Origin of the sequence: Hahella sp. KA22, from assembly GCF_004135205.1 — a bacterium.
Classification (GTDB): domain Bacteria; phylum Pseudomonadota; class Gammaproteobacteria; order Pseudomonadales; family Oleiphilaceae; genus Hahella.
Genome location: NZ_CP035490.1, coordinates 4700038 through 4725182, shown reverse-complemented (window position 1 = coordinate 4725182; position 25145 = coordinate 4700038). Strand labels below are relative to the sequence as shown.

Sequence of the window (25145 nt, the reverse complement as noted above, 5' to 3'; positions counted from 1 at the left end):
TGGTAATAAACCTCAGCGGAGCCGCTGAATGGCTGAATTCACCGAAAAAATAGGGGATTGGCCGTATAAGCTCGCCCGGCGTAGTAGAAAATCCGGATTTGCGTCACTATAATTATGGCGTTTTTTGGTCGGCCATCCTGTGCATCCCTCCAACAAGGGCAATCCTAAATTCCAATCACAAGAGCGCATTCGTGGTGGCTGTAAATCAATTTATTCTGATGATTAGGCGGGGCTGATGATCAAGATCAAGAAAGGCTTGGATCTTCCGATAGCCGGAGCGCCTGCACAGGTCATTGAAGACGGTAAGCCTGTAAACCAGGTTGCTTTAATCGGATTTGACTACAACGGCATGAAACCTACCATGGAAGTAAAGGTAGGCGATCGTGTTAAGTGCGGCCAGCTTCTATTTACTGATAAAAAGACGGAAGGCGTCCGTTACACTTCGCCAGCGAGCGGTATAGTGTCGGCGGTTAACCGAGGCGAACGCAGGGTGTTTCAGTCGATTGTCATCGACGTTGAAGGGGACGAATATGAGCAGTTCGCTCAATACAGCCCCGAGGAACTGCCCAATTTGTCTCGCGAGCAGGTTGCTGAAAACCTGATCGCTTCTGGAGATTGGGCGGCGTTGAGAACGCGTCCGTACAGCAAGGCTCCTGCCATTGACGCTGAGCCTCACTCCATCTTCGTAACGGCGATGGACTCCCACCCATTGAGCGCCGATCCGGCGGTCATTATCAACGAAGCCAAAGCCGACTTTAAAAACGGCTTGGTTGTCTTGGGCAAACTGACCCGCGGCAAAGTCTTCGTATGCGCCCGCGCTGGCGTCAATTACGACCTGCCCAGCGGCTCCAACGCCGTGCAGGAGCAGTTTGACGGCCCTCATCCCGCCGGTCTGGCTGGCACCCATATCCATTACCTTGATCCTGTGAACGCGTCCAAATTTGTCTGGACCATTGGTTATCAGGACGTAATCGCTATTGGTCGCCTGTTCACCTCCGGACGTAAGTCTGTGGAGAGAGTGGTTGCATTGGCTGGCCCTATGGTCAATAAGCCTCGTCTGTTGCGCACTCGTGCGGGCGCATCGCTAACCCAGCTGACTGAAGGCGAACTGAAGTCTTCCGATGTGCGCCTGATTTCCGGTTCCGTACTTGGTGGCCGCAATGCGAAAGGCAGCGTGGCTTTCCTGGGGCGTTACGCCAATCAAATATCCTGTCTTGAAGAAGGCTACAAGCGTGAATTCATGGGCTGGTTGTCTCCGGGCTCTAATAAATTCTCCTTGTTGAATATCTATCTTTCCAAGCTCAACCCGGGCAAGTTGTTCAACTTCACCACTACCACGAACGGCAGTGAGCGGGCCATGGTCCCCGTTGGTTCGTATGAGAAGGTGATGCCGTTGGACATTCTTCCAACACAACTACTGCGTTCTCTGATTGTCGGCGACACAGAAATGGCGCAAAAGCTGGGTTGTCTGGAGCTGGATGAAGAAGACCTTTCCCTCTGCACCTTCGTGTGTCCGGGTAAATATGAATACGGTCCTATTCTTCGCGATAGCCTCACTCGCATTGAGAAAGAGGGTTGATGCATGGGAATGAGAGAATTTCTTGACAAAATCGAGCCGCAATTTGAAAAAGGCGGCAAGTATGAGAAGTGGTACGCGCTGTACGAAGCCGTCGACACCATCTTCTATACGCCTTCCAAAGTAACCAGCGCCAACACGCACGTGCGTGACGGCGTTGACTTGAAGCGCATCATGATTACGGTGTGGTTCTGTGTATTCCCGGCCATGTTCTTCGGCATGTACAACGTGGGCTACCAGTCCAACACCTACCTCGCCGCTAATGGCCTGACCATGGATATGGACTGGCACGGCGCGATTATCGCCATGCTCGCCGGTAATAACCCCGCCAGCATCTGGGATAACTTCATCTATGGGGCGGTTTACTTCCTTCCTATCTATGCCGTCACCTTTGCTGTGGGCGGATTCTGGGAAGTGGTGTTTGCGACGATCAGAAAGCATGAAGTTAACGAAGGTTTCTTCGTAACCTCTATTCTGTTTGCGTTGACCTGTCCTCCAACCATTCCATTGTGGCAAGTGGCGCTGGGCATCAGCTTTGGCGTTGTGATCGGTAAAGAAGTATTCGGCGGCACAGGTAAAAACTTCCTGAACCCGGCGTTGACTGGGCGCGCTTTCCTGTACTTCGCTTATCCAGCGCAGATTTCCGGCGACGCGGTCTGGACTGCTGTTGACGGTTTCAGTGGTGCGACGCCTCTGGGTGTAGCGGCTTCCGGCGGCTTGAACGCGCTGACCGCCAACATTTCCTGGATGGACGCGTTCCTTGGCTTCCAGCAGGGCAGCGTGGGTGAAACCTCTACGCTGGCGATTCTGTTGGGCGGCGCTGTACTGCTGATCATGGGCATTGCGTCCTGGCGTATCGTCGCGGGCGTTTTCCTTGGTATGGCGGCGACTGCAACTCTGTTGAACTTTATCGGTTCCGACACTAACCAGATGTTCCAGGTGCCTGCGCACTGGCATTTCGTATTGGGCGGTTTCGCGTTCGGTATGATGTTCATGGCGACGGACCCCGTATCCGCATCCATGACCAATACCGGTAAGTGGGCGTTCGGTATATTGGTTGGCCTGATGACCGTATTGATTCGTGTGGTTAACCCGGCGTTCCCTGAAGGCATTATGTTGGCCATTCTGTTCGCCAACTTGTTTGCGCCGTTTATCGACCATCTGGTGATTCAAGCCAATATCAAACGGAGGCTGGCGCGTGTCTAAGTCAAACGATTCAATTCAAAAGACGGTCATCGTTGCGCTGGCGCTGTGTATCGTCTGCTCTATCTTTGTATCCGCTTCGGTCGTACTGCTGAAGCCGGTTCAGATTCAGAATAAAACACTGAACCTGAAAGAAAATATTCTCCGCGCGGCGGGCATGTTGAGCGCGACTCCCACTAAAAAAGAAGTGGAAGAGAAGTTTGCTCAGATAACGCCGAAAATTGTCGACCTGGATACTGGTTTGTACGTGGAGCCCAAGGACATCGGTTTTGAAAGCGTAGACGCGTTTGATCAAAAGAAATCTGCGCAAAATCCGAAATTGTCCAAAGTGTTGGACTCTTCTGAAGACCTGGCGAGCATCAAGCGTCGCGAGCGTTACGCGAAAGTGTATCTGGTCAAGGAAAACGGCGCGCTGACTCGCGTGATCCTTCCGGTCAAAGGCTATGGTCTGTGGTCGACGCTGTACGGCTTCCTGGCTTTGAAAGCGGATGGCGACAGCGTAGTGGGGCTGGGCTTCTACGAGCACGGCGAAACCCCCGGTCTGGGCGGTGAAGTCGACAACCCTAACTGGAAAGCGCAATGGCCCGGCAAAGAGGTGTACGATGACAACTTTGATGTTGCGGTGCGTCTCGTTAAGGGCGGTGTGAACCCTTCTTCATCTGACGCCAAGTACTCTGTTGACGCATTGTCTGGCGCCAGCCTCACCAGCCGCGGCGTAGAAAATCTGCTGCACTACTGGTTGAGCGAGAGCGGATTCAAAACGTATTTGGAAAAGGTAAGATCCGGGGAGGCAGGAAATGTCTGACGTAACGCCGAAGAAAGTTCTTCTAGAGCCTATTCTCTCCAATAACCCGATTGCGTTGCAGATTCTCGGAATCTGTTCCGCGTTGGCTGTCACCACCAGCCTTAAGCTGTCCATCGTAATGGCGATTGCGGTGTCGTTGGTAACAGCGAGCTCCAGCTTCTTTATCGCGTTGATACGTTCGCAGATACCAAGCAACATCCGGATCATCGTACAGATGACCATCATTGCGTCGCTGGTAATTGTGGTTGATCAGGTGTTGAAAGCTTACGCCTACGAAATCAGCAAGCAGTTGTCTGTATTCGTCGGACTGATTATCACCAACTGTATCGTAATGGGGCGTGCGGAAGCTTTCGCCATGCAGAATGGCCCTGTGCTGAGCTTCCTTGACGGTATCGGCAACGGCGCAGGCTACGGCGCTATATTGATTACCGTTGCTACAGTGCGTGAGCTGCTGGGCGCCGGTAAGCTGTTCGGTGTGGAAATTCTTCCCACCATTGCTAATGGCGGCTGGTACCAGCCAAACGGTCTGTTGTTGCTGCCTCCGAGTGCGTTCTTCATTATCGGCTTGATCATCTGGGGGCTGCGTTCCTGGAAGAAAGATCAGGTGGAAGCGGCGGAATACAAACTGTCCGCGCACAAAGTTAAGGAGGCGTTTTAAGCATGTTTGAACATTATCTGAGCCTCCTTGTCAAGGCGGTATTCGTTGAAAACATGGCCTTGGCCTTCTTCCTGGGGATGTGTACGTTCCTGGCTTTGTCCAAAAAGATGGAAGCGGCTATTGGTCTCGGTATTGCGGTTGTCGTCGTACTGGCTGTAACCGTGCCTGTTAACAACGCCATTTATAATGGCTTGTTGCGCGAAGGCGCATTGAGCTGGGCGGGACTGCCTAATGTTGACCTGAGTTTCCTTGGGTTGCTGACTTACATCGGTGTTATCGCCGCTATCGTACAGATACTGGAGATGGTGCTGGATAAGTTCTTCCCCGCGCTCTATAACGCGCTGGGTGTGTTTCTCCCGCTGATTACCGTTAACTGTGCGATCATGGGCGCCTCCCTGTTCATGGTTGAGCGGGATTACACATTCGGAGAGAGTCTGGTGTACGGTTTCGGCGCTGGACTGGGCTGGGCGTTGGCGATCATCGCTTTGGCCGGTATTAGAGAGAAGCTGAAATACAGTGACGTTCCTGAAGGTCTGCGTGGTCTGGGCATCACCTTCATCACCGTAGGTCTGATGTCGCTTGGTTTTATGTCTTTCTCAGGCATTTCTCTGTAATCGGTCCGAACAGGTGAAGGTTAATAACAAATGAACACTGAAATCATATTGGGCGTAGTCATGTTCACCGCCATAGTGCTATCACTGGTGGCGGTGATCCTGGCGGCGCGCGCAAGACTGGTCAGCTCGGGCGACGTCACCATTGAGGTGAACGGCGATCCCAATCACACAATCAAAACGCCTGCCGGCGGCAAGTTGCTGCAAACACTGGCAGGAGAGGGCGTGTTCTTGTCGTCCGCCTGTGGCGGCGGCGGCAGCTGCGCGCAGTGTAAATGTAAGGTTTTCGACGGCGGCGGCTCTATGTTGCCGACGGAGAGAGCGCACTTTACGCGTCGTGAAGAGAAGGAAGGCTGGCGCTTGTCCTGTCAGGTTGCTGTTAAGCAGGACATGAAAATTGAAGTACCGGAAGAAGTCTTCGGCGTCAAGAAGTGGGAGTGCGAGGTGGTGTCTAACCATAACGTCGCCACTTTCATCAAAGAGCTTGTACTGAAACTGCCGGATGGCGAAGTTGTTGACTTCCGCGCCGGTGGTTACGTTCAGCTTGAGACGCCTGCTTACGACGTGACCTTCGATAAGTTTGAAATCGAAGAGCGTTTCCGCGAAGACTGGGACAAGCACAACCTGTGGCGTTTCCGTTCTGTCGTTAAAGAGCCGGTAATTCGCGCATACTCTATGGCGAACTATCCGGAAGAGCGCGGCGTACTGAAATTCAACATCCGTATCGCGACGCCTCCTCCAGGCACCAACTTCCCGCCCGGACAAATGTCCTCATGGGTATTCTCGTTGAAGCCTGGCGATAAAGTGACGGTATACGGACCCTTCGGTGAGTTCTTTGCCAAAGAGACTGATGCTGAGATGGTGTTTGTTGGCGGCGGCGCCGGTATGGCTCCAATGCGCGCGCACATTTTCGATCAGCTGAAGCGAATTAAGACCAGTCGTAAAATGTCTTTCTGGTACGGCGCTCGTAGCCGTCGTGAAATGTTTTACGTAGACGACTTTGATGGTCTGGCTGCGGAGAATGACAACTTCCAATGGCATGTGGCTCTTTCCGATCCGCTGCCTGACGACAACTGGACGGGCTACAAAGGGTTCATTCACAACGTGTTGTATGAAAACTACCTTAAGGAGCATCCAGCGCCGGAAGATTGTGAGTTCTACATGTGCGGACCGCCCATGATGAACGCGGCGGTTATCAAAATGCTGAAAGACTTGGGTGTTGAGGACGAGAATATTCTGCTAGACGATTTTGGTGGTTAATATTATTTCTGCGTTCCTCAAAATCAGAAGGCCCGCCAGTGCTTTACTGCTCTCCAGCAGTCTCGCATTGGCGGGCTGCTTTCATTCTGGCCCTGAATTGCACTCTTCTGAGGGCAAAATCATGGGTACGACCTATCATGTTAAGTGGGCTGCTGATTCGAGCAAATCAGAGCAGGAGCTTGCGCAGGGCGTATTAGCGCAATTGCAGCTGGTTGATCGCCTGATGTCGACGTATAAGCCTGAGTCGGAATTAAGCCGTTTTAATCAATCTGAGCCTGGAAGCTGGTTTGATTTCTCGCCTGAGTCATTTGAAGTCTTTCAAATTGCGCAAGGCGTCAGCGATATCAGTGGCGGCGCTTTCGATATCACTGTGGGTAAATTGGTGAATCTGTGGGGCTTCGGTCCTGATCTTCGTCCAATTAAGATTCCAGACGACGCTACGCTTTCCAGCGAGCTGTCCAAAGTCGGCTACCAGCATCTTAAATACCAGGCGGACGGCGATAAGGTTCTCAAAGAGACGGCGATGTACGTTGATCTCTCCGCCGTCGCCAAAGGTTATTCCGTTGACCTGGCGGCGAAATACCTGGAGTCGCAGGGCGTTACTGATTATTTGGTCGAAGTCGGCGGCGAAGTCATGCTGAGTGGTCACAAGCCTGATGGTCAGCCATGGCGGATCGCCATAGAATCGCCGGTAGTGGGCGAAAGGCGAGCGCAAAACGTGGTGGAAATGGATAGGGGCGCGGTAGCCACTTCCGGAGACTATCGTAATTACTTCGAAGAAGATGGTGTTCGTTATTCCCACACCATTGATCCGCGCACGGGCAAGCCGATTGGCCACAACCTTGCGTCGGTGACGGTCATTGACGATACCGTGGCGCGTGCGGACGCGTTGGCGACTTCCTTTATGGTAATGGGGCCGGAACAAGGTATGGATGTTGCTGTCAAAAACGATATCGCTGTGTTGTTTATTGTCCGGCGGGACGGTAAGTTTGTAGAAGAAACGTCCCCCGCGTTTTTGAAACGTATCAAACGACTGGAGGAGTAGAGCGATGTATGTGTTTCTTGTTGTGTTCGGCGTTATGCTGCTCATCGTTGTAGCCATGTCCATTGGCGTTATCCTTGGCCGCAAGCCCATTTCAGGCTCATGTGGCGGTATGAGCGCCCTGGGAATGGAAGTCGCCTGCGATATTTGCGGCGGCGATAAAAACAAGTGTGAAAAAGAGACGGATGCCGCCAAGCAATCTCAGGCGCAGGCTGAAGATCTAGCATACGACGCCACCCGTAAGGGGTGAGTTCTTACCTTATAGAAGCAAGCCCGCGAATGCCTCAATGGCGTTCTGCGGATTGTGATTGAGTTGTCGCACGCGACGGTGCGTTTATCTGACGTTGCGATTTAAGTATTAAATTATAAAGATGTTCCGTCTGGCGGCCTGCGGCGGCTGCAATCCGGCGGGATAGGATTTCAGGAGACCGACAGCGCATGGCTGAATATCGTTATGATGTGGTAGTAATTGGCGCAGGGCCGGCTGGCGAAGGCGCGGCGATGAATGCTGCGAAGCACGGCAAGCGCGTTGCAGTGATTGAAGATAAGAGTCAGGTTGGCGGAAACTGTACCCATATGGGGACGATTCCGTCGAAAGCGTTGCGTCACGCAGTCAAGCAAATCATCCAGTTCAATACCAATACGATGTTCCGGGATATCGGGGAGCCGCGCTGGTTTTCTTTCCCCAGAGTCCTGCAGAACGCGGAACGAGTGATTGGTAAACAGGTCAAAATCCGTACGCAGTTTTACGCCCGCAACAGAGTGGATCTGTATCGTGGCCGCGCCAGTTTTATTGATGAGAATCGCATTGAAGTGCGGGGCGGTCTTAATGGTAAAGAAGTCTTATATGGCAAGCAGATTGTCATCGCGACAGGCTCCAGGCCCTATCTGCCTGAAGACGTAGACTTCACCCATCGCCGTATCTATAACAGCGATAGTATTCTCAAGCTGAGCCATACGCCGAGAACGCTGATTATCTACGGAGCTGGGGTTATCGGCTGTGAGTACGCCTCCATTTTCGTCGGGTTGGGCGTTAAAGTGGATCTTATTAATCCTGGCGAGCGTTTGCTGTCTTTCCTTGACGGAGAAATTTCCGACGCACTGAGTTATCACTTGAGGGATAACGGGGTGTTGGTGCGTCATAACGAGCAATACGATAGCGTGGTCGGCGATGATCATGGCGTTGTATTGACGATGAAATCCGGCAAGCGTATTCGCGCCGACGCCTTCCTCTGGTGTAACGGCCGCACCGGTAATACAGATAATCTGGGGCTGGAGAATATTGGGCTGGAGCCCAACGCCCGCGGCCAGTTGGCGGTGGATAATCATTACCGCACCAAGATTCCGCATGTATTCGCGGCGGGCGACGTGATCGGCTGGCCGAGTCTGGCTAGCGCCGCCTATGACCAGGGGCGTTCCGCATCCTCGGAGATAGTTAAGGACGATTTCTTCCGCTTTATCACCGATGTGCCTACCGGGATCTATACGATTCCTGAAATTAGCTCCGTTGGCCGTACAGAAGCGGAACTGACGGAAGCCAAGGTGCCTTATGAAGTAGGGCAGGCGTTTTTCAAAGATTTGGCCCGCGCGCAGATTACCGGCGACACGGTGGGTATGCTGAAACTGCTGTTCCATCGTGAAACAATGGAGTTGCTGGGCATTCATTGCTTCGGAGATCAGGCCTCCGAGATCGTGCACATCGGGCAGGCCATCATGAATCAGCCAGGTGAGCTGAATACCATCGAGTATTTTGTTAACACTACCTTCAACTACCCCACGATGGCGGAAGCCTATCGGGTGGCGGCGTTAAACGGACTTAATCGTATATTCTAAGTGGGCTTGGGCGAGCGGGATCTGCATCCCGCTCGCCTTCGGTCGCGAAAGCGGCTACTGGGCGTGAGTCAGATGCGGCTGCTGGGTCTTCAGGTATTTGAGGACGTGGCAAGGGTAGTCGGTGATCACGCTATGCACGCCCAGCTCCTGTAAGCGTAAGACGTCAGGAATCATATTTACCGTCCAGGCGGAAACTTCCAGTCCCGCCTTTCTGGCTTCTGTCATCAGCTCCTCGTCGGCCAGCTTGTAGTACAGCACCAGCATTCGACAGTTAAGTTTGAGTGCAGTTTGTATTGGCCCTGGGAAGCGCTTCTCTGCGACATATCCTGTATCGATGGAGCCATTCAGTCGCTTGATCTGCTGCAGCACCCATGAGTTGGATGACGTAACGATGACGCGCCCGAACAGCTTTTCATGTTGGATCAGCTCTACCAGTCGATTGCAGAGGATGTTTAGCCTGGATTTGGTGTCGGTCTTGATTTCCAGCTGTATCGATTGAAACTCTGGGCAAACCGCCAGAATGTCCTGTAGCGTTGGCACCGGGGCAGGCTCATGCCAGGGTGGAACATGCAGTCCTGCGTCCAAGTCGCCCAGTTCCGCCGCAGTTAGCTCTGCTACCTTGGCGGCGTGGCCGGTGGTGCGATTGGTGGTTTTATCATGAATGACCATCAAGTAGCCGTCTTTGCTGAGCTGAAGGTCCAGCTCAAAATTGCGGATGCCTTCCCGGTAAGGATGGACAAAACCGGCGACGGTATTTTCCGGCGCTTCGCCCTTGGCGCCCCGATGACCCACAATAATCATATTGAGTTTCCGTTATTTGGCCTTTTGGTAGATTGCTTGGCGTTTAAGATAGGTTTCCCTGCATAGATTCGCATCTTCCAGAAACGCGGGCAGATCCGGCAGGGTTAGCGCCTGCGGGCCATCTACCAGGGCTTTGGATGGGTGGGGGTGGAAGTCCACCAGAACCATATTGGCGCCAGCGATGATCCCCTGAGCGGTGGCGTGAGTGACTTCCAGGATTCCGTCCGGCGCGCGCTCATGATTGCCGACAGAATGTGACGGGTCTACGCAAACAGGCATGCGGGTAAGACGTTTGATGACAGGGACATGAGCGAAATCCACCAGATTGCGGTGAGGCGCTCCTCCGTCGGTTTTCATCCCGCGCAGGCAAAAGACGACGTTAGCGTTGCCTTCGCTTGCCAGATATTCCGCTGCATTGAGGGATTCATTCAGTGAGATGCCAAACCCTCTTTTCAGAAGCGCTGGATATTCTTTTTGTCTGCCGATGGCTTTGAGAAGCTCAAAGTTCTGTGTATTGCGGGTGCCGATTTGCAGCATCACGCCAGTTGGGCGGCCGGTTTTCTCCAGGCATTCATCAATTTCTTCGATGTGGCTCTCGTGAGTAATCTCCATGGCGATTACTTTGATGTCGTATTTGCCCGCCAATTCGAAGACGTAGGGTAGGCAGTCTTTGCCGTGACCTTGAAATGTATAGGGATTGGTGCGTGGCTTGTAGGCGCCCATGCGGGTGCATTGCTGGCCGTTCTCCTTCAGGGCGCGCATCATTTCTTCGACGTGAGTCGGGTTGTCCACGGCGCAAAGGCCTGCGAACACGTGGAAGCTCTCTTGGTCGAAAGTCAGCCCATTGTAATGAAATCCGGTAGTGCGCTTACTGTCCGCGTGGCGGCCAAGAATGCGATATTCTTCAGAAATGCGTACGACTCGTTCAACGGCGGGTAAGGCTTCCAACTCTTCGGCGTTCAGCTTCTTGGTGTCGCCAAGAAGATAGATTTCCGTCAACTTCTGCTGCTGACCTTGAATTTCATGTACTTTGCTGGAGACGCCCGGCAGTGCGTCAATAAAGTTCAAAGTTTCTCTATAAGCTTCTGAGGAAATATCTGTATCGGGGTGAAGAATGATCAGCATAGCGGTTTCCTGAAGTAGGGGTGGACTCTTGAGGCGGACGGGGTCCGGTGCTTATTTTTTCGCCGCAGGCGGCGATATTCCTTATTGAGCTTTGGTATTTTGGCAGGCCATGCCCGATGCGCGTCGGGCTGCGCGCTTTTCTTGTCGTTTACGCCAGTCATGTCTGATTTTGCGGCGCCACAGGTATTCGACAACAACATAACCCAGTACGGAGAAGAATAGCCCGCAAATGAATGAGCCGAAATAGAGCGGCAAACCAATCTGATAAAGCTTTTCTCCCAGCCAGGCGAAACTGAGTTCAAATTCAAAATGAACTTTTGGCATGCCTAGAATATGTGCGCCAACCAGATAGTTGAAATAAAAAATGGGCGGCATGGTGACGGGATTGCTAATCCATACGAGTGCGACGGCCAGCGGCAGATTGCAATTCACCCAGACCGCAATGAATGCGGCGACCACCATCTGGAAAGGCATGGGAATAAAGCTGCAGAATACGCCGACCAGAACGGCCTTGGCGATGGCGTGGCGGTTGATATGCCAGAGGTTGGGCTCATGTAAGATGTCGCCTAAAAAATGCAGAGACTTGTTTTCTTTGAGCTTGTGTGGATTTGGCATCCACTTCTTGATGAAATCTTTAGGCATTTGCTGATTACAACCGCGTGAAAGTCGTATAGAGTGCTGCTCCGAAAAAAGCCGCCATATATTAGAGTGTAATGTAAATTTAGGGAACAACCGATGCGCACATGGATGCTCGCGCTAACCGCCGGATGGCTAACAGTTTTTTTATTCGGCCATCATTGGCTTTCATTCATCTCCCAGTATGTCTGGATTTTCCCCCTTTTAAGCATTTTAGCTTTGCTGAGCGTTATTGCGGGGAGTCTCAGCGGCCGAGGTCGCTATTATACCCCGGCATTGTTTCTGTTTGGGGTCATTTTCGCCGGAATTCGATTACAAAATATTGCGGAATCCTTGCCTCCGTCACTGCTAGCCGAACCCTTGCAGCTCCACGGTGAGATATGTAGTTCCGTGCGCGCCGGTAATGTGCAGTCCTTTTCCTTTTGCGTCGCAGAGGCCCGCAGGGATGGCGTTTTGCTGCCAGAGTTGGCGAGTAAGACCCTGCGTTTATCCTGCTATTACTGTGACGTGGAGCTGCACGAATCCGGACGATATTCTCTACAGGCGAAGCTAAAAGACATTCGGCCATTACAAAACTTTCATGATCCATGGGGTTGGCAAAAACTGTGGCGGTCAGGTTTGTACGCCAGGGGCTCCATTGCCCAGGGTTCTGTTGAATTGTGGCGAATGGGACGCGATGACGGGCTTATGGGGAGGCTGGCTGAGTTTCGGTCTCAGATTCGGGGCCTAGTTCGCTCGACGACGGAGTCGATGGCGCATCAACAAAGCTTCCTGGCGCTATTTTTGGGAGCTCGTTCTGAGCTGGATGAGACGCAATGGGATGTGCTGAGGCGCTCGGGGCTGACGCATTTGTTGGTAATATCCGGCCTCCATATTGGGTTGATAGCAATACTGGTTATGTTCGCCTTGCGTTGGGCGCTTTGCTGGCTCCCGCGCCGGTACGCCGACTGGATTGCGTGTGGGCTGACTATATTGGCGATACTCTCTTATGTCGCTCTGATCGATTACGGTCTGCCGGCGTTACGCGCCGCATTGGCGGTTTCTCTTGCGTTGCTTGTGCTGCGGCTGCATCGCCGGGTATTGCCGTCGACTTTCTTCATTGCGGTTTTCACTTGCAGTTTGCTTCTGGACCCTTTGGCTCCCTGGAGCGCAGGCTTTTGGTTGTCTTTCGTGGCGGTGGGGTTGCTCTTTGTGGCCTTTAGTCATCGACCGTTGCAGTCCTTTTCGAAACCGGGGTCGCTGTGGCGGTCACAAATGGTTTTGACGGTTGGTCTGGCTGGAATTCTGGCGATAAGCTTTCAGCAGATTCCGTCGGCGGCTCCATTGGCTAACCTTATTGCAACTCCATTGATTACGCTGATTGTGGTTCCCTTGGGGTTGTTGGCGTTCGCTTTGACTCTGGTTTGGCCGGCGGGCGGGGAGTTTTTGTTGCGAATGACAGATATCTGCCTGGATGGGTTTTGGCGGGTGGCCGATCTGGCCGCGTTAGGCCCTGTTCTGCCGGCGCCTTTGGAGGTGACGCTGGCCTCAGTCAGTTTCGTCATGGTCGGAATCTGTGTAGCGGGGGCGATGCGAATGCCAGGCGCTGTCTGGTTCATCGGGATGCTGGCGCTACTGGGAGTAGGTATGCGTGAGCAATATGAACAGGTTTGGTTCCGTTTTACCTTGTTGGATGTTGGACAGGGATTGGCGTCAGTGATAGAGAGTCATGGCGAAACGGCATTGTATGACGCAGGTCCCGGTTTCGCAGATGGCTGGAGCGCTGGCGCAACTGTGGTCGATCCTTACTTGAAGTCCATCGGCGTCAAAGGATTGAAGTACGCTGTTATTAGTCATGGAGATAGCGATCACGCTGGCGGCTGGGAAGACGTGCGCACAAACTTCATTGTGGCGTCCGCGCTATCTGGTGAGCCGGACAGGGTGGAAAGAACCAAGCCCTGTATCGCCGGGGCTAACTATCAAGTTGGCGTGGCGAGAATGGAGGTCCTCTGGCCTCTGCAGGGAGTGAAAGGGAAGGGTAATAACCGCTCCTGCGTTATACGCTTGACGGTGGGAGAGCTGGGCATACTCATGACGGGAGACATTGAGGCGTCGGCGCAGCGAGCGCTATTAGCTGAAGCCAAAAATAAACTGGCGTCTGACATAATGGTCTCGCCGCATCATGGTAGCGCCTCCAGCTTTTTGCCTGAGTTTGCGTCTGCTGTGTCGCCCCGGGTGGTTATCGCCTCTGCAGGTTATCTCAATGCTTTTGGGCATCCACACAAGTTGGTGCGAAACTGGTTTGAGCGCAGAGGCGCAGCTTTTTATAACACAGCCGAGGTGGGCGCTGTGCGGATGTCGGTCGAGGAGGGCGGCCGCGCGCTTAAAATTCAGTTTGGCGGACCTTTGGGCGAGGTTCTGATGACGCTGAATAAGAATCGCTGATTCTGTGAACAACCCCGTGCTTTTAAAGGGCTAAGATTACTTTCCGATAAGCTTTTGCTGTTACGGTTTGTTTATAGGCTGTGGTAAAGTATGGCAATTTTTTTGAGGAGACAGATGCGTGTACGAGTTGTTAAAGGCCGGCGGCTTGATAATGATCCCTATTTTGCTGTGTTCAGTGGTGGCTTTAGCGATCATTATTGAAAGATTCTGGACTCTGCGGCCGCAAAAAGTTGCGCCGCGCTCTATCGTTAACGATTTGATGGCGCGCCTTAAGAAAAAAGAACTTAATGGCAAAACCCTGAAAGACCTCCAACAATCCACTCCCCTTGGGCGCGTTCTCGCCGCCGGTCTGATCAACGCCAAACATGGCCGTGAGATCATGAAAGAAAGTATTGAGGAAGAAGCCAGTCATGTTGTGCATGAACTGGAGCGTTTCCTGACGGCGTTGGGTTCTGTGGCGGCGATTGCCCCCCTGTTGGGACTGTTGGGTACGGTTATCGGTATGATCGACGTGTTCGCCGAAATTCAAATTGCCGGCACAGGCAATACGCAAGCGTTGGCGGGCGGCATTTCCAAGGCGCTGATTACTACCGCAGTGGGTTTGACTATCGCTATCCCGGCGCTGGTATTCCACCGTTACTTCCAGCGTCGCGTGGACGAACTGGTAGTCGAGATGGAGCAGCAGGCGTTGAAGCTGGTTGAAGTCGTGCACGGCGATCGTGACGTCGACATGAGCGGAGTGAAAAGCAAGTGAAATTCCGGCGCCAATCCAGAGAAGAGTTGTCAGTAAACGTAACGCCTCTGATTGACGTTGTTTTTCTGCTACTGATCTTCTTTATGGTCTCAACCACGTTCACCAAGGAAAGCCGTCTTGCGGTGGAGCTGCCGAAGGCCACAGGCGAAGCGTCTGAAAGCCTGGCGGATCAAATTGAGGTCGTGATCAACAAGGACGGTCAGTACACCGTTAATCAGCGAGTGCTGATCAATAGTCAGATCGCTACATTGAAAAGGGCGGTGGAGCAGTTGTCCAAGGGCAAGAACGATCTTCCGTTCATCGTTACGGCGGACGCCAAAACCCCCCACGAATATGTGGTTCGGGCAATGGATGTCGCCGGTCAGCTCGGGTATCAGAAGTTGAGCATCACCACTCAACGCACCGAAGCCGAATAACGTTATCCTGACTAAGGGCTGACATGTCAAACGTCGCAAAGCAGTATGCCGGCGCGCAAGTGTACGGCAGACTGCTGTCTTATTTGAAGCCGTTATGGAAAGTCTTCGCTCTAGCGGTGCTGGGTAATGTGATTTACGCATTAGCCAGCGCCGGAATGGCGGATGCAACCAAGTACATCGTGGCGGCGATCGAAACTCCAAGCCCGGAAGGGCGTTTCCTTGTTCCCATGCTGATCATCGGCATATTCGCTCTGCGCGGTCTGGGTTCATTTTGCGGCGGTTATTTCATGGCGCGCGTGGCCAGGGGCATCGTTCACAGGATGCGCCTGGAGCTGTTTCGCCATCTGACCGTATTGCCATGCCGCTTCTTTGACTCCAATTCAACCGGGCATCTGGTTTCCCGTATTACCTATAACGTGGACCAGGTGACAGGCGCCGCCACCAATGCGATTACGGTTGTCTTGAGAGAAGGGTTTACCGTCATAGGATTGATGGGGTACATGATCTTTGTCAGCTGGAAGTTGACGCTGTTGTTTCTTTTCCTCGGCCCGATCATCGGTGTTCTTATCGGCTACGTTTCCAAGCGATTCCGACGTATTAGTCATCGCATACAGAGCAGCATGGGAGACGTCACTCATGTGGCATCGGAATCCATTGGCGGATATCGCGTGATGCGGACCTTTGGCGGCGAGGAGTATGAATTCAATCGCTTCATGAAAGCCAGTGAGTACAACATTGCGCAGGCGCTGAAAATGTCGCTCACGCAGGCGCTGTCGACGCCGATTATTCAACTGGTTATCTCTGTTTTTATCGCCTTGTTGGTGTGGTTGGCTTTAAGCCCTGAAATACGTGGCAATATGAGCACTGGCGAGTTTCTGGCCTACATCACTGCTGCAACGACCTGCGCCAAGCCCATCAGGCAGTTGACTGAGGTTAACGCCGTCATTCAACGAGGAATCTCTGCGGCGCAGGATGTGTTCATGCAGTTGGATGAGCCGATTGAAAAAGATGAAGGCGCATTTGCGACAGAGCGGGTGCAGGGCCGACTGGAGTTCAAGGGCTTGGGCTTTAGCTACGGTGATGAAGGCAAGCCTGCGCTGCAGGACATTAACCTTGTAATCGAGCCGGGCGAGACCGTTGCGCTGGTTGGGCGATCCGGCAGCGGGAAGTCCACATTGGTCAGTCTTCTGCCTAGATTTTATGACTATGAAACTGGCGAAATTCTGTTGGACGGAAAACCGCTCAAAGATTTCACTCTGACGTCTCTGCGTCGCCAAATCTCCATTGTAACTCAGCAGGTCGTGCTGTTTAACGATACGGTCACCAACAATATTGCCTACGGCGCTTTGGCTGATGCAACGCCTGAGCAGGTGCGTGACGCGGCGAAATCTGCGGATGCATTGGGTTTTATCGAGCAGCTGGAGCAAGGCTTCGACACGCTGCTGGGTGAAAATGGAACGCGTTTGTCCGGAGGTCAGCGGCAGCGCATGGTGATAGCGCGGGCGCTGCTTAAGGACTCTCCGATACTGATTCTCGACGAAGCCACATCCGCGCTGGACACCCATGCGGAGCGGAATATTCAGAGCGCGCTGGAAACTTTGATGAAAGGTCGCACCACCTTGGTGGTCGCCCACAGGCTTTCCACTATTGAGAACGCCGATAAGATCGTGGTTATGGATCAGGGGCGTATTGTTGAAGTCGGCACACATCGCGAGTTGATTGAAAAGGATGGCGCTTACGCGGCTCTACACAAGCTGCAATTCAGTGAAGCTGACGCATGAGCGCATGGATTGAGCGGGTCTGGTACGGCGGCTCGCGTTGGAGATTTCTGCTATGGCCGCTGTCATGGCTCTACCTGTTGGTCGTTGCAATCAGAAAAACCATCTTCACCATGACAAAGCCCTCGGCTTCTGAGGTGGGTGTGACATTTGCGCGTCCTCCGGTAATTGTGGTGGGCAATTTGACAGTAGGGGGCGCGGGTAAAACTCCTTTGGTGATCGCGCTGGTGGAGTACTTTCAGCGTAGAGGGCTGAGGCCCGGCGTTGTAAGTCGGGGTTATGGCGGTGTTAGTGAATCGTATCCTGTCCTGGTGGAGCGTAATCCTGATCCACGCCTAACAGGCGATGAGCCTGCCCTGATCCACATGCGCACGGGGTGTCCCGTTGTAGTGGCGCCTAAGCGGGCCGAAGCGCTGCAAAAACTCTTGGATGTATATGATTGCGATGTGGTGATCAGTGACGATGGATTGCAGCACCTGGCGTTGCCGCGGGATATGGAAATAGTTGTGGTGGATGCGCAACGAGGGTGGGGGAATGGACTTTGCCTTCCTGCAGGTCCTTTGCGAGAGCCGGTCAGGCGCGTGCAGTCTGTAGACCTGGTTGTCAGTAATGGTTTGCATGCGCAGGTAAATGCTGATTACACCATGCAGTTGCGCCCTGTGCGCTGGAAAAAAGTGTCCGGCGAGGAAGAAAAAGGCGCTAATTACTTTGCTGGACGCACTGCGCATGCTGTCGCGGCGATCGGGAATCCGGGACGCTTTTTCGCAACACTGGCGGATCTGGAAGTCGCCTCTATTCAGCATGCGTTTCCTGATCATTACAGTTACGCCCAGAAGGATATAGAATTCAACGATGATCTTCCCGTTTTGATGACGGAGAAAGATGCGGTCAAGTGTAAGTCGTTCAATCTTGAAAACGCCTGGTACCTGGAAGTTGGCGCAGAGCTCAACTCTACGTTTTATGAGAGGATCGACGCCAGACTAAACGAATTGCGGAGTCACAAAAAAGATGGATAAAAAACTATTGGCCATCCTTGCCTGCCCGGTCTGTAAGGGCGACTTGAAGTATGACCGGGAGAAGCAGGAGTTGGTCTGTAAGAATGACGGTATGGCTTTTCCTATCCGCGACGGCATTCCGGTGATGCTGGAAAAAGAGGCGCGTACGCTAACCACGGATGAGCGGTTGAGCTGATATGAGCGTATTCACCGTGATTATTCCCGCCCGCTATGGCTCCTCAAGGTTGCCAGGCAAGCCTTTGTTGGATATTGCCGGCAAGCCTATGGTCGCGCATGTGTACGACAGGGCGCAGGAGAGTCTGGCCAAGCGTATTTATGTCGCAACGGACGATGCGAGAATTGCTGAGGTGGTGGAGGGTTTTGGAGGCTCCGTTCTGATGACCCGGGCGGATCACCCTTCTGGCACGGATCGCTTGGCGGAATGCGCGGATATTCTCGAGCTGGACGATGATGAAATCGTCGTTAACGTGCAAGGGGATGAGCCGATGCTGCCGGCGGAGCTGATTAGTCAGGTCGCTAATAATCTGACAGCGAATCCGCAGGCTGGAATCGCTACGCTGTGTGAGAGAATTCACGACCGGGAAACACTATTTAATCCCAATGCTGTCAAAGTAGTGAAAAGCGAAGCTGGTATGGCGTTGTATTTCTCCCGTGCGCCGATTCCCTGGGCGCGGGATTATTTTGCCGACGCTGGCGCCGGGCTGCCTCCCACTTATGACTTTTATCGCCACATAGGCATCTACGCTTACCGGGTTGGCTTTTTGCGGGATTATGTAACCTGGGGAAGTTGTCCGCTTGAGGGGATTGAAAGTCTTGAGCAGCTGCGCGCCATGTGGCGTGGCGTGCCCATTCATGTGGATGTGGTCGCGAAGGCTCCGCCGGCGGGCGTGGATACGGAAGCTGATTTACAGCGCGTCCGCGCAATGATGGCTAAGACATCATGATCAATATTTTGTTTGTGTGTATGGGCAATATTTGTCGCTCGCCCACTGCGCATGGCGTTTTCGAAGCGTTTTTGCAGCGTGCAGGTCTGACGGACTGTGTGGCGGTGGATTCCGCCGGCACGGGCGGCTGGCATGCGGGCGAACTGCCTGACCGCCGAGCGCGTGAGTTTGCTGGTAAGCGCGGTTATTCCCTGGATCACATTCGAGCACGACAAGTGACCCCGGATGACTTTGAACAATTTGACTTGGTGTTGGCGATGGATCGGGATAATTTCGCGAACTTGCAGCACATGTGTCCCCAGAAGCATCAATCTAAAGTGAAGTTGTTTTTGAGTTTCGCTTCGTCTAGTGATGAGCGTGAAGTGCCGGACCCCTATTACGGTGGTCCTCGGGGGTTTGAGCATGTGCTGGACTTGGTGGAAGACGCCTGCGGAGGGCTTGTCGAACATGTTCGCGGGCAGCTAAGGCATCGTGACTGATATGCATTGGGAGTTGAACGCGGACTTGGCGATGCGTCACACCATGGGGTGTCCCGCTCGTGTGGAGCGCATGGTGACAGTGACGGATATTGATGATATTCGTTGCGTGCTGTCAGAGCTAACCTCTACATCTGCCCCGGCTTTTGTACTTGGCGGCGGCAGTAATGTTGTTTTTACCTGTGATCTTGCTGGCGTTGTCATAAATATGGGGAATCGTGGCGTCAGCGTGGATGCTTCGGATTCCGGTGGGGATATTGTGCGGGCGGCCGCTGGCGAGAACTGGCATGAGTTTGTCTGGTGGACGCTGGAGCAAGGCTACGTAGGGCTGGAAAACCTGGTCCTGATTCCGGGTACGGTGGGCGCTGCTCCGATTCAGAATATCGGCGCTTATGGTGTTGAGCTTAAGGATCGACTGCATTCTGTGCGGGCGATTCACATGGATACACTTGAAGAGCGGGAGTTTTCGCTGTCTGAGTGTTACTTCGGCTACCGCGACAGCTTTTTCAAGTCGGAACCGGGAAGGCGATGGTTGATCTGGGAGGTGGCTTTCAGGCTGTCGACTGAAACTCCACTGGTTCTCGAATATGCAGAGCTAAAACGGCGCTGGGAGTCGGTTGGCGCTCCCTGTGACGCCAGAGCGGTCGCGAAATTGGTAGAGGCTATTAGAACGGAAAAGCTGCCTGATCCGGCGCAATTACCCAATTCTGGCAGCTTTTTCAAAAACCCTATTGTGTCAGCTGCGCATTTTCTTACTCTCAACGAGAAATTTCCTGATATTGTCTCTTTCCCGCTCGCGGACGGTTCTCGGAAGCTGGCGGCGGGCTGGCTGATTCAGGCCTGTGGCTGGAAGGGCTTCTTGGAAAATGGCGTCGGGGTTTATCCCAAGCAGGCTTTGGTGCTTATTAACCCTGGGCATAAGTCGGGAGGGGAGGTGAAATTGCTTGCCTCCAAAATACAAGCCTCCGTCGCGGAGCGCTTTGGCGTGTCCCTGGAAGTCGAGCCTCTCATTTTGTAAACAATCTATGCGTCATTGGCTTGTTGTTGACCAAGTGAGTGGCGTTTCCTTCTTCTTCTGCCTGATTTTGCATTCACTCTGCATTTGTCGTTGTGCGGATACGCAGCCTTTGGCGTTGTCTAGAGCCGTCAAGATCCTATGTAACTTTCTGAAATAAATTGATTTTACCTTTTCCTGTAAATATCTGTGATCCTGAGTGGCCAGACAGGGCTTGCTTTAAGGGTATTCCGCTATTGTAAAAAACGGCTTGAAGCCTCTTTCTCTTTGTTGGCAAAATTGTTTACAATTCTTTGGCGTGCGCTGATGCAACGGTTGTGTTGGCGCGATATAGGGGAAAATTGTAAACAATATGGCTGCGCCTGACTCCCGAACTCTTGCTGACCAAGCCTTTGAACGCCTGCAGACCGCTATTGTCAAAGGCGATATTCGAGCGGGAGAGAAAATTAGTGAGGCTGAGCTGTCTGCAAAATTTGGCTTTGGTAGAGGGCCCTTGAGAGAGGCACTGCACAGGTTGGAAGGCAGAGGGCTGATTGTTCGCAAGGCTCACTCTGGCGCCAGAGTGGTGGCGCTGACTTTCGAAGAGCTGATTGAATTGTACGAAGTGCGCGAATCCTTGGAAGGGATGGCGATTCGGTTAGCGTCACAGCGTATGTCGCAGGAAGAAATAGATGATTTGAAGCGGCTGATGGATATTCATGCCGAGCAAATCAAAGAGGAGAAGGGACTTGCCTACTACCAAAAGGAAGGGGACTTCGACTTTCATTTCCGAATTATCTCCGGCAGTAAAAACCGCAAACTCAGCAATATGCTGACAGGCGAGTTATATCACTTGCTGAGGCTATATCGATATCGTCTCAGCACATTCAGCGGTCGACCCGAAAAAGCGTTTCATGAGCACTGGCGTATTATCGAGGCGCTTGAAGAGCGTGACGGCGACTTGGCTGAACTCTTAATGCGGCGGCACATTTCCGCTGCGAGAAACAATTTAATCAGGAAGTATCGCGATGGGGAGTTGCAGCTATAACAGGCTGTGAATTTTCCATCTCTCAATGGTATGCAACAGGGGGCTTATATGTCAGCAGGACGTCGCTTTCGCAAAGCGCTAGAAGATAACCAGCCGCTGCAAATTGTCGGGGCTATCAACGCCTATTGCGCGATGATGGCGGAAAGAGTAGGGCATCAGGCTATTTACTTGTCAGGTGGTGGCGTGGCCAATGCGTCATTTGGACTTCCTGATTTGGGAATGACCAGCATGAACGACGTCCTGGAAGATGTGCGCAGGATTACAGCCGCGTCAGAGCTGCCTTTGTTGGTCGATATCGATACCGGGTGGGGCGGCGCTTTCAATATCTCGCGTACGGTCAAAGAAATGATTCGCGCCGGGGCTGCGGCGGTTCACATCGAAGATCAGGTGGCGCAAAAACGCTGCGGCCACAGACCCAATAAAGAGATTGTCAGCCAGGAAGAAATGGTGGACCGGATCAAGGCCGCGGCGGACGCGCGTACGGACAAAGACTTCTTCATCATGGCGCGAACGGATGCGTTTGCTCAGGAAGGGTTGCAGGCGGCGATTGACCGCGCCGGCGCCTGTCTGGAGGCTGGCGCCGACGGCATCTTTGCTGAAGCGGTGACGGAGCTGGAGCATTATCAGTCCTTCACGGATGCGCTGAGCGCGCCTATTCTGGCCAATATTACTGAGTTCGGGCAAACCCCTTTATACAACAAGGCTGAGTTGGCCTGCGTCGGCGTGGCGATGGTTTTATATCCGTTGAGCGCTTTCAGGGCGATGAATCGCGCAGCCTTGAATGTGTACGAAAGTATTTTGAGTAAAGGCGATCAGAAAGAAGTGGTCGACTCCATGCAGACTCGTATGGAGCTATACGATTTTCTGGGATATCACGATTACGAAAAGAAATTGGATGCGCTGTTTGCGGCGGGAAAAAACAAATAACGCATAAGTCGCTGCAAGCATTGAGGTTTCGCATTAGCGAAACTCTTAAAACAGTCTGATGCAAGAGGAGAATTAGCAATGGCGGAAAAAAATATTGGAGGCGCGGGCCTGAGAGGTCAGGTCGCAGGACAGACGGCGCTGTGCACAGTAGGTCAGTCAGGGCATGGTTTGACTTATCGGGGATACGGCATTGAAGTGCTTGCCGATAAGGCTGAATTTGAGGAAGTGGCCTATTTGCTGCTGCGAGGCAAGCTGCCCAACCACGCGGAGCTGAGCGCCTACAAGGCGAAGTTGAAGTCGCTGCGGTCATTGCCTCAGGCCCTTAAGGAGGTCTTGGAGAGAATTCCCGCCGATGCGCACCCTATGGACGTGATGAGAACCGGGTGCTCCATGCTGGGCGTTTTGGAGACGGAGGCGGATTTTTCTCAACAGGATGATCATATCGACCGCATGTTGGCGCTTTTCCCGTCCATCATTTGTTACTGGCATCGCTTCAGTCAGGACGGCGTGCGTATTGAAACGGAAACTGACGACGACTCCATCGGCGCTCACTTTCTGCACATGCTGCATGGAAGCAAGCCGGATGCTTTGCATGAAAAAGTGATGCATGCTTCTCTGATTTTGTATGCGGAACATGAGTTCAACGCCTCGACATTTACGGCGAGGGTTTGCGCTTCTACCTTGTCGGACATCCATTCATGCATTACCGGCGCTATTGGTTCGCTGCGCGGTCCGTTACACGGCGGCGCCAACGAAGCGGCGATGGCGATGATTGAAAAGTTCACGAGCCCCGACGATGCGGAAGAAAAGGTCATGGGCATGCTGGAGCGCAAGGAAAAAATTATGGGCTTCGGACACGCCATCTATCGTGAATCCGATCCTCGTAACGCGATTATTAAGAAGTGGGCGCAAAAGCTGTCGGAAAAAGTGGGCGATAAAGTGCTCTATCCGGTTTCCGTGCGCTGTGAAGAAGTCATGTGGCGTGAGAAAAAACTATTCTGCAACGCGGACTTTTTCCATGCTTCCGCCTATCACTTCATGGGCATTCCCACCGAATTGTTCACGCCGATTTTTGTTATGTCGCGACTGACCGGATGGGCTGCGCATGTGAAAGAGCAGCGTGAGAACAATCGCATTATTCGGCCCTCAGCGGACTATACCGGTCCGGAATCCGCTGAATGGACTCCGATTGAACAGCGTCATTAATACGAACAACCAAGTTGAGGAAGAAAGAGAATGGGTGCTAATGTAGATCTGAATGATCGTCCTGATTATGACAAGGTCATTCAGGACATTGCTGATTATGTACTGAATTTCAAAATCGAATCCCAGGAAGCGCTGGACACGGCAAGAAACTGCTTGATGGACACTCTGGGGTGCGGTCTGTTGGCGCTGAGATTCCCTGAGTGCACCAAGCACTTGGGGCCGATTGTAGAAGGCACGGTTGTGCCCAATGGCGCTCGTGTTCCTGGTACGCAATTCCGTTTGGACCCTGTCAAGGCGGCTTGGGATATCGGCTGTATCATTCGCTGGCTGGATTACAACGATACTTGGCTGGCGGCGGAGTGGGGGCATCCCTCCGATAACCTGGGCGGTATTCTGGCGGTGGCGGACTACTTGTCTCAGAAGCGCGTCGCTGCGGGCAAAGAGCCTTTGACTATGCGAGATGTTCTGGAAGCCATGATTATGGCGCATGAAATCCAGGGCGTCATTGCCCTGGAGAACAGTTTCAATCGCGTGGGTCTGTGTCATGTGCTGTTGGTGCGCATTGCGTCCACTGCAGTGGTGACCAAGCTGAAAGGCGGAGATAGAGAGCAGATTATGGCGGCGGTCTCGCAAGCCTGGGTAGATGGCTCTTCGCTGCGTACTTATCGCCATGCGCCTAATGCCGGTTCACGCAAGTCCTGGGCGGCGGGTGACGCAACTTCTCGGGCGGTGCGTCTGGCTGACATCAGTATGCGCGGTGAGATGGGAATTCCGGGTGTCCTGACGGCTCCGCAATGGGGGTTCTATGACGTGTCCTTCAGCAAAACCGTGGCGGATCAAAAAGTGAAGGCGCCTGAAGATCGTGTGTTTAAATTCCAGAGAGATTACGGCTCATACGTGATGGAAAACGTATTGTTCAAGATCTCTTTCCCCGCGGAATTCCACTCCCAAACCGCGGCGGAAGCGGCAGTTACGCTGTATCCACAGGTCAAAGACCGGTTGCAGGATATCGATAAGATCGTTATCACGACCCATGAATCCGCGATTCGTATTATTTCTAAAGTTGGCCCTCTGGCGAATGCGGCGGATCGTGATCACTGTCTGCAATACATGACCGCAGTGCCGTTGGCGTTCGGTAATCTGGTGGCGGAGCATTATGAAGATGACTTCCATGCTGCGAACCCGATCATAGATGAGTTGCGCAACAAAATGGAAATTGTAGAAGATAAGCGCTACAGTCAGGAATATCACGAGCCGGACAAGCGCTCAATCGCCAACGCAGTGCAGGTGTTCTTTAAAGACGGAACGTCCACGGATAAAGTTGAAGTGGAATATCCGGTTGGACATCGCCGTCGCCGCGAGGAAGGTATTCCTTTATTAGAGAAAAAATTCCGCGCCAATTTGGCGACGCGTTTCCCCGGTAAGCGCTGCGAGGATATTTTTGCTCTGTGTAAAGATCAGAGAAAGCTGGAGGCGACGCCCGTTAACGAGTTTATGGATCTATTCGTTATCTGATTTTTGTGAGCATGCGCCGCCCTGCTTAAAAGAGGGTGGCGCCAAATTAAAAAAGCGCGAGAATTCGCGCTTTTTTTGTACGTAAACGTCAGCTGGT

The 25145-nt window shown here is 52.9% G+C and carries 25 protein-coding genes; 22 read left to right on the top strand and 3 right to left on the bottom strand.

The window, feature by feature from the left end; translation table 11 throughout:
• Nucleotides 1–235 precede the first annotated feature (235 nt).
• From EUZ85_RS20770 to sthA, 9 genes are all read left to right on the top strand, one after another.
• The gene (locus EUZ85_RS20770; RefSeq protein WP_127971540.1) at nucleotides 236–1579 is read left to right on the top strand and encodes a Na(+)-translocating NADH-quinone reductase subunit A; all 1344 of its coding nucleotides are present in this window, start codon (nucleotides 236–238) and stop codon (nucleotides 1577–1579) included.
• Nucleotides 1580–1582: 3 nt separating this feature from the next.
• A complete protein-coding gene (locus tag EUZ85_RS20765; protein WP_127971538.1) occupies nucleotides 1583–2782 on the top strand; it encodes an NADH:ubiquinone reductase (Na(+)-transporting) subunit B in 1200 nt (399 codons plus the stop codon).
• Nucleotides 2775–3584 carry a Na(+)-translocating NADH-quinone reductase subunit C gene (locus EUZ85_RS20760; RefSeq protein ID WP_127971536.1) on the top strand — a complete coding sequence of 270 codons (810 nt, stop codon included), beginning with the start codon at nucleotides 2775–2777 and terminating at the stop codon, nucleotides 3582–3584. Before EUZ85_RS20765 ends, EUZ85_RS20760 begins: the two co-directional genes overlap by 8 nt.
• Nucleotides 3577–4242, top strand: a complete 666-nt coding sequence (locus EUZ85_RS20755) for an NADH:ubiquinone reductase (Na(+)-transporting) subunit D (protein WP_127971534.1) — start codon at nucleotides 3577–3579, stop codon at nucleotides 4240–4242. Before EUZ85_RS20760 ends, EUZ85_RS20755 begins: the two co-directional genes overlap by 8 nt.
• A 2-nt stretch (nucleotides 4243–4244) precedes the next feature.
• Nucleotides 4245–4856 carry an NADH:ubiquinone reductase (Na(+)-transporting) subunit E gene (gene nqrE / locus EUZ85_RS20750; RefSeq protein ID WP_127971532.1) on the top strand — a complete coding sequence of 204 codons (612 nt, stop codon included), beginning with the start codon at nucleotides 4245–4247 and terminating at the stop codon, nucleotides 4854–4856.
• Nucleotides 4857–4886: 30 nt separating this feature from the next.
• Nucleotides 4887–6113: an NADH:ubiquinone reductase (Na(+)-transporting) subunit F gene (nqrF, locus tag EUZ85_RS20745; RefSeq protein ID WP_127971530.1), complete on the top strand. Its 1227-nt coding sequence runs from the start codon at nucleotides 4887–4889 to the stop codon at nucleotides 6111–6113.
• Nucleotides 6114–6234: 121 nt separating this feature from the next.
• Nucleotides 6235–7158 (top strand): FAD:protein FMN transferase, encoded by a 924-nt coding sequence (locus EUZ85_RS20740; RefSeq protein WP_127971528.1) that lies wholly within the window; start codon nucleotides 6235–6237, stop codon nucleotides 7156–7158.
• Nucleotides 7159–7162: 4 nt separating this feature from the next.
• The gene (nqrM, locus tag EUZ85_RS20735; RefSeq protein WP_127971526.1) at nucleotides 7163–7405 is read left to right on the top strand and encodes a (Na+)-NQR maturation NqrM; all 243 of its coding nucleotides are present in this window, start codon (nucleotides 7163–7165) and stop codon (nucleotides 7403–7405) included.
• 188 nt (nucleotides 7406–7593) lie between these two features.
• Nucleotides 7594–8988 (top strand): Si-specific NAD(P)(+) transhydrogenase, encoded by a 1395-nt coding sequence (gene sthA / locus EUZ85_RS20730; RefSeq protein ID WP_011396551.1) that lies wholly within the window; start codon nucleotides 7594–7596, stop codon nucleotides 8986–8988.
• Nucleotides 8989–9042: 54 nt separating this feature from the next.
• Here the strand turns inward: sthA and EUZ85_RS20725 are convergent, their stop codons facing one another.
• The 3 genes from EUZ85_RS20725 to EUZ85_RS20715 all read right to left on the bottom strand — a co-directional run bounded on the left by EUZ85_RS20725 (nucleotide 9043) and on the right by EUZ85_RS20715 (nucleotide 11556).
• On the bottom strand, nucleotides 9043–9789 hold the full coding sequence (locus EUZ85_RS20725) for a glycerophosphodiester phosphodiesterase (RefSeq protein ID WP_127971524.1): 747 nt from the start codon (nucleotides 9787–9789) through the stop codon (nucleotides 9043–9045).
• Nucleotides 9790–9801: 12 nt separating this feature from the next.
• Complete coding sequence (locus tag EUZ85_RS20720; protein ID WP_127971522.1) at nucleotides 9802–10914, bottom strand: 3-deoxy-7-phosphoheptulonate synthase; 1113 nt, start codon at nucleotides 10912–10914, stop codon at nucleotides 9802–9804.
• A gap of 81 nt (nucleotides 10915–10995) precedes the next feature.
• Nucleotides 10996–11556: a DUF2062 domain-containing protein gene (locus EUZ85_RS20715; protein WP_127974529.1), complete on the bottom strand. Its 561-nt coding sequence runs from the start codon at nucleotides 11554–11556 to the stop codon at nucleotides 10996–10998.
• A gap of 384 nt (nucleotides 11557–11940) precedes the next feature.
• Between EUZ85_RS20715 and EUZ85_RS20710 the strand changes: the two genes are divergently transcribed.
• The 13 genes from EUZ85_RS20710 (at nucleotide 11941) to prpD (ending at nucleotide 25048) form a co-directional block, all read left to right on the top strand.
• On the top strand, nucleotides 11941–13974 hold the full coding sequence (locus EUZ85_RS20710; RefSeq protein ID WP_164887308.1) for a DNA internalization-related competence protein ComEC/Rec2: 2034 nt from the start codon (nucleotides 11941–11943) through the stop codon (nucleotides 13972–13974).
• A 118-nt stretch (nucleotides 13975–14092) separates the two neighbouring features.
• Nucleotides 14093–14728 carry a MotA/TolQ/ExbB proton channel family protein gene (locus EUZ85_RS20705; RefSeq protein WP_127971518.1) on the top strand — a complete coding sequence of 212 codons (636 nt, stop codon included), beginning with the start codon at nucleotides 14093–14095 and terminating at the stop codon, nucleotides 14726–14728.
• The gene (locus EUZ85_RS20700) at nucleotides 14725–15144 is read left to right on the top strand and encodes a biopolymer transporter ExbD (protein WP_127971516.1); all 420 of its coding nucleotides are present in this window, start codon (nucleotides 14725–14727) and stop codon (nucleotides 15142–15144) included. Before EUZ85_RS20705 ends, EUZ85_RS20700 begins: the two co-directional genes overlap by 4 nt.
• 23 nt (nucleotides 15145–15167) lie before the next feature.
• Nucleotides 15168–16925 (top strand): lipid A export permease/ATP-binding protein MsbA, encoded by a 1758-nt coding sequence (gene msbA / locus EUZ85_RS20695; RefSeq protein ID WP_127971514.1) that lies wholly within the window; start codon nucleotides 15168–15170, stop codon nucleotides 16923–16925.
• Nucleotides 16922–17938, top strand: coding sequence for a tetraacyldisaccharide 4'-kinase (gene lpxK / locus EUZ85_RS20690; protein ID WP_127971512.1), 1017 nt, complete (start codon nucleotides 16922–16924; stop codon nucleotides 17936–17938). Before msbA ends, lpxK begins: the two co-directional genes overlap by 4 nt.
• Complete coding sequence (locus EUZ85_RS20685; protein WP_127971510.1) at nucleotides 17931–18113, top strand: Trm112 family protein; 183 nt, start codon at nucleotides 17931–17933, stop codon at nucleotides 18111–18113. The genes lpxK and EUZ85_RS20685 overlap by 8 nt, the downstream gene beginning before the upstream one ends.
• A gap of 1 nt (nucleotide 18114) precedes the next feature.
• Entirely contained in the window at nucleotides 18115–18882 is a 768-nt protein-coding gene (gene kdsB, locus EUZ85_RS20680; RefSeq protein WP_127971508.1) for a 3-deoxy-manno-octulosonate cytidylyltransferase, read from the top strand.
• Nucleotides 18879–19361: a low molecular weight protein-tyrosine-phosphatase gene (locus EUZ85_RS20675; RefSeq protein WP_127971506.1), complete on the top strand. Its 483-nt coding sequence runs from the start codon at nucleotides 18879–18881 to the stop codon at nucleotides 19359–19361. The genes kdsB and EUZ85_RS20675 overlap by 4 nt, the downstream gene beginning before the upstream one ends.
• A gap of 1 nt (nucleotide 19362) precedes the next feature.
• On the top strand, nucleotides 19363–20376 hold the full coding sequence (murB, locus tag EUZ85_RS20670; protein WP_127971504.1) for a UDP-N-acetylmuramate dehydrogenase: 1014 nt from the start codon (nucleotides 19363–19365) through the stop codon (nucleotides 20374–20376).
• 349 nt (nucleotides 20377–20725) lie between these two features.
• Nucleotides 20726–21400, top strand: coding sequence for a GntR family transcriptional regulator (locus EUZ85_RS20665; RefSeq protein WP_127971502.1), 675 nt, complete (start codon nucleotides 20726–20728; stop codon nucleotides 21398–21400).
• Between the two features lie 48 nt (nucleotides 21401–21448).
• A complete protein-coding gene (gene prpB, locus EUZ85_RS20660; RefSeq protein ID WP_127971500.1) occupies nucleotides 21449–22327 on the top strand; it encodes a methylisocitrate lyase in 879 nt (292 codons plus the stop codon).
• Between the two features lie 78 nt (nucleotides 22328–22405).
• Nucleotides 22406–23533, top strand: coding sequence for a 2-methylcitrate synthase (gene prpC / locus EUZ85_RS20655; protein WP_127971497.1), 1128 nt, complete (start codon nucleotides 22406–22408; stop codon nucleotides 23531–23533).
• A 30-nt stretch (nucleotides 23534–23563) separates the two neighbouring features.
• Nucleotides 23564–25048, top strand: a complete 1485-nt coding sequence (prpD, locus tag EUZ85_RS20650; protein WP_127971495.1) for a 2-methylcitrate dehydratase — start codon at nucleotides 23564–23566, stop codon at nucleotides 25046–25048.
• Nucleotides 25049–25145 lie beyond the last annotated feature (97 nt).